Source organism: Egicoccus sp. AB-alg2 (assembly GCF_041821065.1).
GTDB lineage: Bacteria > Actinomycetota > Nitriliruptoria > Nitriliruptorales > Nitriliruptoraceae > Egicoccus.
Genome location: NZ_JBGUAX010000006.1, coordinates 378,516 through 392,736, shown reverse-complemented (window position 1 = coordinate 392,736; position 14,221 = coordinate 378,516). Strand labels below are relative to the sequence as shown.

Genomic DNA, 14,221 nt, shown 5'->3' with positions numbered 1-14,221 from the left:
CCCCGGGTTGACCATTCACGCGGGGGAGTGTCGCAGCCGGGTGCGACACGAACGGCCGGTCAGCCCGCGAAGCGGTCCAGCGCCTCGACGATCGCCTCGTCCATGCCGGCGAAGCCGGTGCCGTGGCCGCCGAACGGGATCACGACGAGTTCGCTGCCCGGCCACGCACGGTGCAGCTGCCAGGCGTTGTCCAGCGGTGCCTGCAGGTCGAGCTCGCCGTGGACCAGCACGGCGGGCACGTGCCCGAGCCCGGCGGCGCCCGTCAGCAGTTCGCCGTCGTCGAGGAACAGCCGGTTGGCGAAGTAGTGGGTGACGAGGCGGGCGAACGCGAGCCGGAAGCGCGGGTCCTCGTAGCGCGGATCGGGCGGTGTGTCGTCACCGAGTTGGATGATCGCGTCCTCCCAGTCGCACCACGCACGGGCGGCGGGCGTGTGCACGTCCGGGTCTGGGTCGGCCAGCAGGGCGGCGTACGCGGCGGCCGTGTCACCGTCACGCTCGTCCTCGGGCAACGCCGCCAGCTGTCGCTCCCGGGCGGCAGGGAAGAACCGGCCGACACCCGAGGCGACCCAATCCACCTCGGCGTGCCGCCCGGTCGTGATGGCCATCAGGACCGCGGCGGACACCCGGTCGGGATGGTGGACCGCGTACGCGAGGCTCAACGTCGATCCCCACGACCCGCCGAACAGCAGCCAACCGTCGATGCCGAGGTGCTCGCGCAGCCGTTCCATGTCGGCCACCAGGTGGCCGGTGGTGTTGACGGACAGGTCGCCGACGGGTTCGGACGCGTGCGGACGGCTGCGGCCGCAGCCGCGCTGGTCGAACAGCACGATGCGGCAGCGGTCGGGGTCGAACAGGCGCCGTACCCCGGGCGTGCAGCCGGAGCCGGGGCCGCCGTGCACCACCAAGGCGGGGCGCCCGTCGGGGTTGCCGCACGTCTCCCAGTACAGCTGCTGGCCGTCGCCGACGTCCAGCAGGCCCGCGTCGTACGGCTCGATCGCCGGGTACCTCGCCACGCCGCCCACCTCCCGTCCATCGCGGCCGTGACGCTACAGGCGGCCGGACTCGATGATGCGCTGCAGGAACTGCCGGGTGCGCGGGTGCTCGGGATCCGTGAACAGCTGCTCGGGCGGGGCGATCTCGCAGATGCGGCCCTCGTCGAGGAAGCAGACGCGGTCGGCCACGTCGCGGGCGAAGCCCATCTCGTGGGTGACGATCAGCATGGTCATGCCGCGGTCCTTGAGGTCGCGGATGACCGCCAGCACCCCGCCGATCAGCTCGGGGTCCAGCGCCGCGGTCACCTCGTCGAGCAGCAGCACGTCCGGGTCGGTCGCCATCGCCCGCACGATCGCGACCCGCTGCTGCTGACCGCCGGAGAGCCGGTCGGGGTAGCTGTCGGCGAACTCGCCCATGCCGAACAACTCCAGCAGTTCGCGGGCCCGGGCCTCGGCCCGGCGGCGGCCCTGCCGGTGCACCTTGCGCGGCGCCAGCGTGACGTTGTCGAGCACGCTCAGGTGCGGGAACAGGTTGTAGGCCTGGAAGACGATCCCGACCCGCTTGCGCAGCTCGCGTTCCGACAGGTCGCGGCCCTCCAGCGGCGTGCCGTCGAGCCGGACGCTGCCGTGGTCGTAGTCGACCAGTCGGGCCACGCAGCGCAGCAGCGTCGACTTGCCCGAGCCAGAGGCGCCGATCAGGCACACGACCTCGTGTTCGGCGACCGCGAGGTCGACCTGGTCGAGGACCAGGCGGTCGCCGTAGTACTTGGTGAGGCGCTCGATCTGGACGCGGGGGCGCATCAGAACGTACTCTGCAGGCGGCGCTGCTGGTCGCGTCGGGCGTACCAGTCCGTGAAGCGGGCCAGCGGCACGCTGGCCAGCAGGAACAGGATGGCCGCCACGACGTAGCTCGAGTAGTTGAAGGTGGCCGAGGTGTAGATCTGTGCCTCGCGGACCGCTTCGCGCACCCCGATGACGCTGAGCAGCACCACGTCCTTCTGCAGCGAGACCGCGCCGTTGAGCAGGGCCGGCGTCACGTTGCGCACGGCCTGCGGGATGATCGCGAATCGGAGCGACTGCCACTGCGACAGGCCGAGTGCCTTGGCCGCCGCCCGCTGGCCGTCGTGGACGGCATCCATGCCGGAGCGGTACACCTCGGCGGTGTAGGCGGAGTAGCTCAGGATCAGACCGACCGCGCCCCAGAACAGGCTGCTGCGGCTGAGCCCGGGCAGCTGCAACGCCGGGATGCCGAACCCGAACAGCAGGATGAGCAGCAGCGACGGCACGCCGCGTAGCAGATCGACGAACACGACCGCGCCCAGGCGCAGTGGTGCGGCGACGGGGCCGGTCAGCGAACGGGCGACGGCCACCAGCAGCGCCAGCACCAGGATGACGACCTGCGCGACCACGAAGATGCGCAGGTTCAGCCAGAAGCCCTGCAGGACGCGCGGGAACGCGGCCCGCATCGCGTCCGTGCTGAAGAACTGCTCCTGGATGCGTGACCATTGCGGCGAGGTGGTCACCCACCAGGCGAGCGCCCCGAACACCACCGCCGTGCTCAACGCGCCCAGCGCCAGGGGCCGGACGACCTCCAGGCTCAGACCGCGCTGCCGCGCCGGCGGCGGCGCCTGCGCGGCAGGTCGCTGCGGGATCACTCCTCGATGTTCGGGATGTCGCCGCCGCCGGCCAGCCACTCGTCGGCCAGCGCGTCGAGGGTGCCGTCGGCCCGCAAGGACTCCAGGGCCTCGTCCACGCACGGCACCAGCGGGCTGCCCTCCTCGAACAGCAGTCCGAGCCCGTCGTCCATCGGCTCACCAGGCAGGATGCCGGCGATCACCGAGCCTTCGACCTGGACCGCGGTGACGTACAGCGCGCCCGGCAGCCCGAACACGGTCGCGTCGATCTGGCCGCCCTGCAGCGCCTGGAACACCCCGGCCTGGTCGTCGTAGACCTGGACGTCGGTGGCGCCGATCACGTCCTCGATGTAGGCGAGGTCGGTGGTGCCGACGACGGCGCCGAAGCGGGTGTCGTCGAGGTCGTCCAGCCTCTGGGCGGCCGCGGCCTCGCTGTCTGCCAGCGTGACCAGCGCCTTCTCCACCTCGTAGTAGGGCACGGAGAAGTCCACGACCTGCTCGCGCTCTTCCGTGATCGAGTACTGCTGGATGTTGAAGTCGTAGTCCTTCTCGCCGGGTGCGATGGCTTCGTCGAAGCCGGTCCGCACCCACGTGACCTGGTCCTCGGCGAACCCGAGCTCCTCGGCGAGGGCGTAGACGACGGCACTCTCGAACCCCTCGCCGTTCGAGGGGTCGTCGTCCATCATCCAGGGCGGGAACACCGGCTCGCCGGTGGCCACGGTCAGTTGACCCGGCTGGTGGAGGTTCGGGTCCTCGGGGCCGCAGTCGCCGGCCTGGGCGTCCTCCGCGTCGTCGCCGGCCGCGTCGTCGCCGGCCGCGTCGTCGCCGGCCACGTCGCCATCCGCTGCGTCGTCGCCGGCACCGTCCGTCGGCTCGCCCCCGTCCTCGGTGGCCGTCGGCTGCTCCGGCTCGGCGGTGTCGCCGCCACAGGCGGTGGCGGCCAGTGCGAGCGCCACCAGCACGGCGGCACAGCTGCGCACGTTCACGTCGTCCTCCTGGTCGCCGGTCGCGCCGGAAGGCCCCCGCCGCCCGCGCTACGACCGATGTCGTACACGCTACCGCCGCCGCCGACGCCACACGCCCCCGGCGGCGACGGAACCGGGTGAATCCCTCAGCCTGCGAGGTCGTCCGGCCCGACGTCGTCGTGCCACACCAGCGGCGGTTCGCCGCCCGACCGGTGTCGCAGCACCAGCGCCACCACTCCCACCGCCGCGGCCCCCAGCGCGCCGACGACCAGGACCACCACCGTCGTCGCCTGCAGCACGGCCCGACCTCCCACGCCGACGACCGCCCAGCCCCGTTCAGTCGATCGGCGGCGGCAGCTCCCCGGCGTACAGGGCGCGCACCGTCGCGATCGTGTCCGCCTCCCGCGGCTCCTTGTCGGGACGATACCCCCGCACGCGTGCGAAGCGCATGGCGAGACCGCCGGGGTAGCGGGGCGAGCGCACGAGACCGTCCAGGGCGATCTCGACGACCAGCTCGGGACGAACGTGTACGACGTGGCCGGAGCGGGAGGTCTCGCGGGCCAACAGCTGCTCGGTCTGCCAGGTCAGGACCTCGTCGGTGAGTCCCTTGAACGTCTTGCCGAGCATCACGAAGTCGTCGGCGTCGGGGTCGTAGGCGCCGAGGTGCAGGTTGGACAGCCAGCCGCGGCGACGGCCCGAGCCCCACTCGGCCGCCAGCACCACCAGATCGAGCGTGTGGACGGGCTTGACCTTCCGCCAGGCAGCGCCGCGCCGGCCGGCCTCGTAGGGCGCGTCGAGGTCCTTGACCATCACGCCCTCGTGCCCGGCCGCCAGCGTGCGGCGCAGGAACTCCTGCGCCTCGGTGGCGTCGTGCGTGAGCAGCTGGTCGATGCGCAGCTCGTCGGGCACGGTCGCGGCCAGCACCCCGATGCGCTCGCGCAGCGACAGGTCCAGCACGTCGCGGCCGTCGGCATGGAGCACGTCGAAGAACCGCACCTGCAGCGGTACCTCCGCGGACACGGAGGCGACCTCCCGTTCCCGGCCGAAGCGCTGCATCGTCTCCTGGAACGCCCGCGGACGGCCCTCGCCGTCCAGGGCGATCGCCTCGCCGTCCAACACGGCCTGCTCGGCGCGCAGCTTCAGCGTCGCCTCCACCACCTCGGGGACCCGGTGGGTGACGTCGAGGAGGTTGCGGGTGAACACGCGCACGACGTCGCCGTCGCGGTGGACCTGCACCCGCGCGCCGTCCAGCTTGGCGTCGACCGCGACCTCGCCCAGCTCGCCGATGGCCTCCGCGACCGATCCGGCCGTCTGGGCGAGCATCGGCTGCAGCGGCGTGCCCACCACCAGCCCGAAACCCTCCAACGCGGACTCGCCCTCGGTCAGCGCCCTCACCGCGGTCAGGCGCAGGTCGCCGGTCAGCATGGCGGCCCGTCGCACCGTGGCCTCCGGCAGCCCCGCGGCGGCGGCGATGGCCTGGGTCAGCAGTCCGGCGAGCGCGCCCTGCCGCAGCTCGCGCAGCACCAGCCGGCGCAGGAAGTCCTGCTCCTCGGCCGTCGCCCGCGCCAGCAGGTCGCTCAGCAGCTGCAGGCGCCGGGCTCGCGACCCCGTGCCGGCGGGGACGTCGGCGACCTGTTGCAGGGTGGCGTCCACGTCCGCGACGGTCAGCGTCGGCGTGTCGGCCGGTGCGACCTCGATCCCGAAGACGGCGGAGGGGCCGAGGTCGAGCCGGTCCTGGCGTGGCTCGCCCGAGAGGTAGGCGACCCCCGCCGCGAGCTCGTCGACCTCGAGGGCCTGCAGGGCGGAGACCAACGCGGCGTTCTTGGCCTTCCGGCTGCGGGTGGCCGCCACCTCGGCCGACACCGCCACCAGCTCCGACAGCAGCACCCGCAGGGCCTCCACGCTCGACGAGGAGGCAGGTCTACCCGGCGGCGACCTCGACCGCCGCCAGTTCCGTGACCGGACGGGCGACGAGCGCCACCTCGAAGCGGTCCACCTCGCACGCGTAGTCGAGGTCCACCGCCGGAAGCCACGCCGGTCCGTCCGGGTCGACGAACTGCCGGCCGGCGTCGCTGGCCGGCACGCGCGCCAGGTAGGGCGCGGGGTCCGGGTCGTCGCCGGCGACGCGGGCGGCGATCAGCTCCGCGCAGGCCAGGTCCTCGTCGCCGTCACGCCCGAGCGACGCGCCGGTGACGACGTAGGTGACGTGGCCGACCTGCGCGGCCCGGAGGGTCCGGGCGGTGGCGGCGGCCGTGACGAACGACGCCGCCAGCAGCAACGGGCTGTCCTGGCAGCGCACCAGCCCCTGGGTGCCGGCCGTGGTGCGGTGCACGACGGGACGGCCGGTGAGGTCGAGAGCGGCCACCTCGCTGGGGGAGTTGCCGAGGTCGAAGCCCTCCAGGGGCCGCCCGCCGGACTCGCCGGCCAGCACCGCCTCGGGGACCGGCCCCGCGCCCGGCGTCGCCCCCGACGGACCGTCACGGAGCGCCATCGCCCGCTCGGCGGTGTCGACCGCCAGCACGCGGCTGGCGCCGCGCGCCAGGACCCAGGGGACGGTCGTGAAGGCCCGTAGGACGTCGATGACGACGACCGCGTCGTCGGGTGCGGCGCCGTCGAGGTCGACGAAGCGGGCGACGGTCATGCCTGCCCGGCCAGGAACGCCCGCAGCCGGACGTCAGCGGCGACGAGGTCGTCGACCCGGACGTACTCGCCGCGTTGGTGGGCCTGTGCCGTCAGCCCGGGGCCGTAGTTGAGCGCCGGGACGCCGACCTCGGCGAACCGGGCCACGTCGGTCCAGGCCTGCTTGGCCGACACCGGCGCGTCGACCGCCTTCACGAAGGCCTGCACGATCGGGTCCGACAACCGGGGCGGCGCCTCGGGCGAGCGGTCGACGATCTCCACCTCGGCCCGGTCGCCGACGCGCTGGTGGACCTCGGCCTCGGCCTCGTCGACCCCACGTGAGGGCGCGAACCGGAAGTTGACGTTGACCATGAACGTTCCCGGCACGACGTTGCGCACGGGGAAGCCCTCCGGACGCGGGCCCGGCCCCAGCCCCGGCGTCCACGCCTGCGTCGCCGACCACACGTCCTTGTAGAGGATCCCGTCCACCTCGACGTCGCGGACGTGATCGCGGTCGAGTTCGGTGAGGAACTCGCCGGCCAGCGTCAGCGCGTTGCGTCCGTGCCACGGACGGGCCGAGTGCGCCTGACGGCCGTGGAAGGTCAGCACGGCATGCAGCCCGCCCAGGCAGCCGAGCTGCACCTCGCCGTCGGTGGGTTCGAGCACGACCGCCAGGGCCGCCTCGCGCAGCCACGGCACCTCGGCCAGCACGTCGCGCAACTCGTTGGAGTCCGCCGAGCCCTCCTCGCCGGCGTACAGCACCAGGGCGAGGTCGTACGGCGAGGTCCCGCGCAGCATGCGGTCCTCGAAGGCCGCCATCGCGATCACGTTGCCGGCCTTCATGTCCGACGCGCCGCGGGCGACCACCACCTCGTCCCCGTCGTGGGTCTCCACGCGCGGCTGGACGTCCGCGTCGGTCGGGGGCACGACGTCGAGGTGGCCGACCAGCAGCACCAGCGGGCGGGCCGGGTCACCGCTGCGCCCGTCGACGACCACGCTGTGCCCGACCCGGGTCACCCGCTCGCCGAGGTCGGTGTAGCGGCTGGCCACCGCCTCGGCGATCGGGCCCTCGTCGCCGGTCGTGCACACGTGCGAGCAGTGCTCGAGCAGGCGGGCGACGAGGTCGTCGCGGATCGTGCTGGTGGGTGTGGAACTCGACATGGCTGGCGGCCCCCGGACGGTTCAGTCGTTGGCGTGCAGGGCGGCGTTCAGGCCACCCCAGTCGGCCGTCTCGCCCGCGCGCGGCATGACCCGCACGGTGCCGGTGACCGAGTCGCGCAGGAACAGCAGGCCGTCCTGGCCCGTCAGCTCCCGGGCCTTGACGACCGAGCCGTCGGGCAGCGTCACCTTGGTGCCGGCCGTCACGTACAGGCCGGCCTCGACGACGCAGCGGTCGCCCAACGAGATGCCGATGCCGGCGTTGGCGCCGATCAGGCACTGCTCGCCGACACGGATGACCTCCTTGCCGCCGCCGGAGAGCGTGCCCATGACCGAGGCGCTGCCGCCCAGGTCGGAGCCGTCGCCGATCACCACCCCCGCGGAGATGCGGCCCTCCACCATCGACGAGCCGAGCGTTCCCGCGTTGAAGTTCACGAAGCCCTCGTGCATGACGGTCGTGCCCGACGCGAGGTGGGCGCCGAGTCGGACCCGGTCCGCGTCGCCGATGCGTACGCCCGCGGGAACGACGTAGTCGGTCATGCGGGGGAACTTGTCCACGCTGCTGACCCGGATGCGGTGACCGGCGGCCTCCAGCGACAGGCGCAGTTCGGTGAAGCCCTCCGGGTCGCACGGCCCCAGGTCGGTCCACACGACGTTGTTGAGCAGGCCGAAGGCACCCTCCAACGACGCACCGTGGGGTTGCACGAGCCGGTTGGAGAGCAGGTGCAGGCGCAGATAGACGTCGTGGGCATCCACCGGTGCGGCGTCGAGGGACTCCACGAACGTGACGACGGCCCGCCGGTGCGTGCGGGTGTCGACCGGTGCCGGTACCTGGGCCGCCGCGACGGCGTCACGCACGGCGTCGGACACGGTCTGCTGCCCGGTCACGGCGTCGACCTGGGCGTCGGTGAGCTCGTAGGTCCCCGCCCCGCCCCGGTGGCCGACCGCGGCGGCGAGGGCCGCGGCGGCCGTCGGCGCGTCGGCGAGGCGGACCAGCGGGTACCAGGTGTCGAGGACCTTGGTGCCCTCACCGGCGTCGGAGATCGTGGCCAGGCCGATGCCGAATGCGGCCGTCGCGGTCATGGGAGATCCTTGGTCGAGAGGTGTGCTGCGTGCCCCGCCCGGGCATGCCGGGCGTGGGCGTCGTCGACGGTCGAGCCTAACGGTTCCGTTCCGGCGGTCCCCCGGGCCGCGTGACACCTCGGCCAACGGCAGGAGCGACCCGTGCCCCATCCCTTCCTCGACGACGACGGACCGGTCGCGGTCGCGCACCGCGGTGGCGACCACGTCGGTGCGGAGAACTCGCTGGCGGCCTTCGCCGATGCCGTCGCGCTGGGCTACCGCTACCTGGAGACCGACGTCCACGCGTCGCGCGACGGGGTGCTGGTCGTGCACCACGACCCGACCCTCGACCGCGTCACCGACACGGCCGGGGTCATCGCCGGCCTCAGCTGGGGCGAGGTGTCCCGCGCGCGCATCTCCAGCCGGGAGCCGGTCCCGCGCTTCGACGAGCTGGTCGCGAGCTTCCCGGACGTGCGCGTGATCGTGGACGTGAAGGACGACCCCGCCGTCGAGCCACTGATCGCCCGGCTGCGCGGCGACGACGACCTGCTGGCCCGGCTGTGCGTCGGCTCGTTCTCCGACGCCCGCCTGACCCGCATCCGCGCCGCGCTGGGCGAGCGGGTGTGCACGTCGGCCGGCCCCGCCGAGGTGCGAAGGCTGCGGCTTGCGTCGCTGTCGCGCCGCCGCGGCCGGCGCGTGCGGCTGCGGGCCGACGTCCTGCAGGTGCCGGTCCGCTTCGGCCGGGTGCCGGTGGTTGACCGGCGGTTCGTGTCCACGGCCCACTGGGCCGGCCTGCCCGTGCAGGTCTGGACGGTCAACGAACAGGCCGAGATGCACCGACTGCTGGACCTCGGCGTGGACGGCCTGATCAGCGACCGCACGCGCCTGCTGCGAGACGTGCTGCGGACGCGCGGGGCCTGGCCCGCCTGACGGAACCGGGACGCGGCGTGTGGTGAGGTGTCGGCACGGCGCACGTGCGTCGGGCGGGCCGAGGTGGCTCCGGGCAGCGGCGGTCGGCGGTAGCGTGCGACGGTCGGCCGCAGCCCGGTCGCCGCCCGACACGCCGGCGGCGACCCCGGACGCCGATACCCACCGCTCCCACCTGCCCGGACCGCCACGTGGACGACCGCCAGCCCACCGATCCCGTCGACACCCCGGTGCCGCCCGAGGACGAGGCGGTACTCGGCCGCCTGCCCGACGCCCAGGGCGAGGTCGTGGACCGCCCGCCGTCGGCCGACGCGGCCACGGCGCCGCGCCGTCCGTTCGAGTTCGTCTCCATCGGGCTGGTCGGCTTCGCCATGGGCTCGGCCGACATCGTCCCCGGGTTCTCCGGGGGCACGGTCGCACTCGTCACCGGCATCTACCAGCGACTGATCACCAACGTGCGTCAGGGCGCCGGGGTGCTGTCGCTGCTGTTGCGCGGGCGTCTGGCCGACGCGGGCCGCGCCCTGCTGGCGATCGAGTGGGGCTTCGTCGCCTGTCTGCTGACCGGCATCTTCACCGCCATCGCACTGCTCTCCGCGACGCTGGAGCGACTGCTGGAGCAGCGCCCCGTGCAACTGTCGGCGGTCTTCCTCGGCCTGGTGCTGGGCGCCACCGTGCTGGCGCTGCGCGAGGTCCGTCGGCCGCAGGGCGGGCACCTCGCGATCGGGTCCGTGGTCGCCGTGGTCACCGCGGTCGGGCTCGGCTTCGGCGGTGGGGTGGTGCCAGAGCCCACGCCGCTCCACCTCTTCGTCGCCGGCGCCATCGCCATCTGCGCGATGATCCTGCCCGGCATCTCCGGGTCGTTCCTGCTGGTGCTGCTCGGGGTGTACGAGTTCGTCATCGGTGCGGCCAGCGGCCGTGACCTGCTGCCGCTGGCCGTCCTCGCCGGCGGGGCGGTGGTGGGCCTGGCGTCGTTCTCCACGCTGCTGCACTGGCTGCTGCGCCGCCACCACGACGTGGTCCTGGCCGCGCTCATCGGGCTGATGGTCGGCTCCGCCCGGGTGTTGTGGCCGTGGCCCTCCGCGTCCGGGGTCGGTGACCCGACCGTGTCCGCACCCGTCCCGGGCGACGTCCCCGTGGTGCTGGCCCTCGCCGTCGGCGCGTTCGTGGCGGTGCTGGTGCTCGGCGCGGTCGCGCGCCGCGTCGCCGAGCGCACCTGACGCGGCCGACCGTGCGGGCGACGCCACGCGCGGACGAGGCGGCGCGCGGTGTGGACGCTCAGACGGGCAGGCGGCCATCGTCGATGGCCGCGGCCCAGCGCTCGACGGCATCGCGGCAGCCCTGGACCGTCGGGACCAGCGCCAGGCGCAGCCACCCCGCGCCGGCCGGGCCGAACGCCCGCCCGGGCGAGGCGATGATCCGTTCGCGCAGCAGTGCCTCGGCGTAGGCAGCGTCGTCGTCGCCCGGGGCGCGGAACCAGACGTAGAAGGTCGCCTCGGAGCCGCTGACCTCGATGCCGGCGTCCTTCAGGAAGCCCAGCACGACGTCGCGCTTGGCCGCGAACACCGCGCGGCGCGCATCGACGTGGGTCTGGTCCCGCCATGCGGCCGTGGCGGCGACCTGGACGAAGTCCGGGGAGGCGGTGCCGACGTTGGGCCGCAACACGCGCAGCCGGCGGATGAGCTCGGGGTCGCCGACGATGGCGCCCGCCCGGTAGCCGGTCATGCCCGAGCGCTTCGACAGCGACACGAACGCGAGCACGTCGGTGAAATCGCCGTCGCACACCTCCAGCACGCTGGGTGCCGGCCGGTCGAACCAGACCTCCTGGTAGCACTCGTCGGAGGCCAGCAGCAGGCCGTGCTGCCGGGCCGTCGCGACCTGCCGGCGGTACCAGTCGAGGTCGACGGTCGCGCCGGTGGGATTGTGGGGGTAGTTGACCCAGGCGATGCAGGCGGCCCGCAGACGCTCGGCGGGCAGCGCGTCGAGGTCCAGCCGCCAGCCGTCCTGGTCGGTGAGCGTCACCGGGTCGGACACCCCGCCGGCGAACAGCGCACCCCGGCCGTAGACGGGATAGCCGGGGTCGCCCCACAGCACCGCCCGGCGTGGACCGTGCGGGTCGAGCACCGCCAACGGCAGGTGGAAGATGGCCTCCTTGCTGCCGGCGGACGGCAGCACGTGCACGTCCGGGTCGACCTCCACGCCATGGCGGGTGCGCACCCAGCCGGCGACGGCCTCGCGCAGGGCCCGCTGCCCGGCGGCGGTGGGGTAGCGGCTGACCGGCCCGACCGCGTCGATCAGCGCTTCACGGATGAACGGCGGCGTCGGCTCGTCGGGGTCCCCGATCGAGAAGTCGGCCACCGGCCCGCCGTCGGCGCGCAGGTCGTTGGCGAGGTCCTGCAGCCGGGCGAGCGGGTAGCCGCCGAGCTGCTCGAGGGCCGGGTTGCACGTGGCCATGTCGGTTGCCCACCTCCTGCGAAGGATCCACGAGACGGAGCGTAGGCGGGCGGCCGATAGGCTCCGAGGCACGATGGACGACGCCTTGCGGACGATCCTGGTGCGCTGCACCGGGCGGGACCGCCCCGGGATCACGACGGGGCTGCTCGGCGTGCTCTCGAGCAGCGGTGCGCACCTGTACGACATGGAGCAGGTCGTCGTCCGCGAACGGCTCACTCTCGACCTGCTGGTGGGCGTCAGCGCCGGCGACGACGTCCTCAAGGACCTGCTGTTCCACGGCTGGGAGCACGGTCTGCAGTTGGACTTCGAGGTGGTCGAGGACACCTCACAGCGGGCCACCAAGCCACGCTTCGTCGTCACCGTCATCGGCCAGACCCTGCCGCCCGCGGCACTGGCCGGCGTCACCGGCGCCATCGCGCTGGGCCGCGGCAACATCGACCGCATCCTGCGGCTGTCGCGCTACCCGGTCGTGTCGTACGAGTTCGTCGTGGTCGACGGGGACGTCGAGGTGATGCGGCGCGCGCTGGTCGCCGCCAGCCGCGAGCACGGCGTCGACGTCGCCATCCAGCGCGAGAGCCTGGAACGCCGCGCCAAGCGCCTGGTCGTGATGGACGTCGACTCCACGCTGATCCAGGACGAGGTCATCGAACTGCTGGCAGACGTCGCCGGCTGCGCCGACGAGGTGGCCCACATCACCGCCCGGGCGATGCACGGCGAGCTGGACTTCGAGGCATCGTTGCGCGAACGGGTGGCCCGGCTGGCCGGCACGCCCGCCGACGCGCTGCTGCAGGTCCGCGACCGGCTGCGGCTCACCCCCGGAGCCCGGACCTTCGTGCGCACGCTGAAGCGGCTGGGCTACACGGTCGCGATCGTCTCCGGCGGCTTCACGGCGGTCACCGACGCGCTCGCCCGCGACCTGGGCCTCGACCACGCGGTCGCCAACGAACTGGAGATCGTCGACGGCAAGCTCACCGGCCGGGTGCTCGGCGAGGTCGTCGACCGGGCCGGGAAGGCCGCCGTGCTGCGGCGCATCGCGGCGGCCGAGCAGGTCCCGCTCGAACAGACCGTCGCGATCGGTGACGGCGCCAACGACCTCGACATGCTGGCGACGGCAGGCCTCGGCATCGCCTTCAACGCCAAGCCGGTCGTGCGTGACGCCGCCGACACGGCCGTGTCCGTGCCGTACCTCGACGCCATCCTGTTCCTGCTCGGCATCCGCCGCGACGAGGTGGAGGCGGCCGACGAGGGCGACCCGACGTTGGTCCGCGACGGCCTGATCCCGGTGCCCGGCACACCACCCGTCTGAGCGCCGCCGGCCTACGCCGCGGGTGGCAGGTCCGGCGGCAATGGAACGTCGCCGGGGCCGGGGGCCGCCACCAGCAGCTGCTCCAACACCTCGGTGCGGCGGGCGATGCGCATGCCCGCACGGCGGTATAGCGCGACCGCGCCGTCCAGCGTGACGTCGTCGACCTCCAGTCGCACGCCGGTCAGACCCCGGGCCCGGAAGGCGGCGAATGCCGCACGCAGCAGCGCCATGCCGACGCCACGGCCGCGCCAGGCCGGCACGACCGCGAGGTCGCGGATCCAGCCTTCCTCGGCCGCGCCCTCCGCGCCGGCGCGGCACCACGCGAACCCGATCACCGTCGGCGCCTCCAGCGGCTGGCCGTCCGCGGCGACGCCGACGCCGGGGGCCGCCTGCGCGACCAGGACCAGCGACGGGTCGAACGCCGGGTCGCGCCGGACGTGCGACTCGACCCAGTCGTCGAGCTCCAGCGGCAGGAACTCCGGGTTGTCGGCGAACGCGTCGAGATGGGCGGCCCAGACGGCCGGCTCGTCCTGCCCCGGCACGAACGAGCGGCACGTCACGCCCGGCGGCCACACCGGATGGGGCGGGGCGGCATGCAGGTCGAGCCGCAACTCGAGGAGGTAGCGCACCGGCACGAACCCGCGATGGGCGAAGAACGAACGGGCCCGCGCGTCCCCGTCCACGACCGTCGTGCGCAGCACCGCGGTCGCGCGGCCGGCCCGCCAGGCCTCGTTCCGGGCCCGTGCCTCGGCGTGGTCGAGCAGGTAGGTCGCCAGCCCGTGGCCCTCCCAGTCCGGATGGACCCGACCCTCGACGTGCAGGTCGAGCTCGTCGGTCCACGGGTCGACGTCCACCTGGAACTCCAGCGTTGCGACCAGCGACGGCGAGGCGCCCGGACGCTCCACCAGCAGCACGTCGTCCGGACCGCCGAGCTCCAGCCACCGCACCCGCAGGTCACCGGGCCGCGTCGTGACGGCTCCGACCCGGGCGGTCGAGCACGCGGCGTACAGCCCGGCGACCGCGAAGAGGTCGTTCCAGGTCGCACGCCGCAGGGTGAACGCGTCCGGCGGCGTCGGGAGCGTGAGAGCGGGCAGGTCCTCGGACACA

14 protein-coding genes are annotated in these 14,221 nt (G+C 73.7%); 3 read left to right on the top strand and 11 right to left on the bottom strand.

The window, feature by feature from the left end:
• Positions 1 to 59: 59 nt before the first annotated feature.
• The 9 genes from pip to ACERM0_RS14070 form a co-directional block, all read right to left on the bottom strand.
• Entirely contained in the window at positions 60 to 1,013 is a 954-nt protein-coding gene (gene pip, locus ACERM0_RS14110; RefSeq protein WP_373679238.1) for a prolyl aminopeptidase, read from the bottom strand.
• Between the two features lie 33 nt (positions 1,014 to 1,046).
• Complete coding sequence (locus ACERM0_RS14105) at positions 1,047 to 1,793, bottom strand: amino acid ABC transporter ATP-binding protein (protein ID WP_373679237.1); 747 nt, start codon at positions 1,791 to 1,793, stop codon at positions 1,047 to 1,049.
• The gene (locus ACERM0_RS14100; RefSeq protein WP_373679236.1) at positions 1,793 to 2,647 is read right to left on the bottom strand and encodes an amino acid ABC transporter permease; all 855 of its coding nucleotides are present in this window, start codon (positions 2,645 to 2,647) and stop codon (positions 1,793 to 1,795) included. Before ACERM0_RS14100 ends, ACERM0_RS14105 begins: the two co-directional genes overlap by 1 nt.
• Positions 2,644 to 3,612: an ABC transporter substrate-binding protein gene (locus ACERM0_RS14095; RefSeq protein WP_373679235.1), complete on the bottom strand. Its 969-nt coding sequence runs from the start codon at positions 3,610 to 3,612 to the stop codon at positions 2,644 to 2,646. The genes ACERM0_RS14100 and ACERM0_RS14095 overlap by 4 nt, the downstream gene beginning before the upstream one ends.
• Positions 3,613 to 3,737: 125 nt before the next feature.
• Complete coding sequence (locus tag ACERM0_RS14090) at positions 3,738 to 3,890, bottom strand: hypothetical protein (RefSeq protein ID WP_373679234.1); 153 nt, start codon at positions 3,888 to 3,890, stop codon at positions 3,738 to 3,740.
• Positions 3,891 to 3,927: 37 nt separating this feature from the next.
• A complete protein-coding gene (locus tag ACERM0_RS14085) occupies positions 3,928 to 5,478 on the bottom strand; it encodes an ATP-dependent DNA ligase (protein WP_373679268.1) in 1,551 nt (516 codons plus the stop codon).
• Positions 5,479 to 5,512: 34 nt separating this feature from the next.
• The gene (locus tag ACERM0_RS14080) at positions 5,513 to 6,232 is read right to left on the bottom strand and encodes a 2-phosphosulfolactate phosphatase (protein ID WP_373679233.1); all 720 of its coding nucleotides are present in this window, start codon (positions 6,230 to 6,232) and stop codon (positions 5,513 to 5,515) included.
• Positions 6,229 to 7,371, bottom strand: coding sequence for a succinyl-diaminopimelate desuccinylase (gene dapE, locus ACERM0_RS14075; protein ID WP_373679232.1), 1,143 nt, complete (start codon positions 7,369 to 7,371; stop codon positions 6,229 to 6,231). The genes ACERM0_RS14080 and dapE overlap by 4 nt, the downstream gene beginning before the upstream one ends.
• Positions 7,372 to 7,392: 21 nt before the next feature.
• Complete coding sequence (locus ACERM0_RS14070; RefSeq protein WP_373679231.1) at positions 7,393 to 8,451, bottom strand: DapH/DapD/GlmU-related protein; 1,059 nt, start codon at positions 8,449 to 8,451, stop codon at positions 7,393 to 7,395.
• Between the two features lie 141 nt (positions 8,452 to 8,592).
• Here ACERM0_RS14070 and ACERM0_RS14065 point away from each other — a divergent pair, with 141 nt between their 5' ends.
• The gene (locus ACERM0_RS14065) at positions 8,593 to 9,360 is read left to right on the top strand and encodes a glycerophosphodiester phosphodiesterase (protein ID WP_373679230.1); all 768 of its coding nucleotides are present in this window, start codon (positions 8,593 to 8,595) and stop codon (positions 9,358 to 9,360) included.
• A 188-nt stretch (positions 9,361 to 9,548) separates the two neighbouring features.
• A complete protein-coding gene (locus tag ACERM0_RS14060) occupies positions 9,549 to 10,574 on the top strand; it encodes a DUF368 domain-containing protein (protein WP_373679229.1) in 1,026 nt (341 codons plus the stop codon).
• Positions 10,575 to 10,632: 58 nt separating this feature from the next.
• Here the strand turns inward: ACERM0_RS14060 and dapC are convergent, their stop codons facing one another.
• A complete protein-coding gene (dapC, locus tag ACERM0_RS14055; RefSeq protein ID WP_373679228.1) occupies positions 10,633 to 11,808 on the bottom strand; it encodes a succinyldiaminopimelate transaminase in 1,176 nt (391 codons plus the stop codon).
• Positions 11,809 to 11,881: 73 nt separating this feature from the next.
• Between dapC and serB the strand changes: the two genes are divergently transcribed.
• Positions 11,882 to 13,114, top strand: a complete 1,233-nt coding sequence (serB, locus tag ACERM0_RS14050; protein WP_373679227.1) for a phosphoserine phosphatase SerB — start codon at positions 11,882 to 11,884, stop codon at positions 13,112 to 13,114.
• A gap of 11 nt (positions 13,115 to 13,125) precedes the next feature.
• Here the strand turns inward: serB and ACERM0_RS14045 are convergent, their stop codons facing one another.
• A complete protein-coding gene (locus tag ACERM0_RS14045) occupies positions 13,126 to 14,220 on the bottom strand; it encodes a GNAT family N-acetyltransferase (RefSeq protein WP_373679226.1) in 1,095 nt (364 codons plus the stop codon).
• Position 14,221 lies beyond the last annotated feature (1 nt).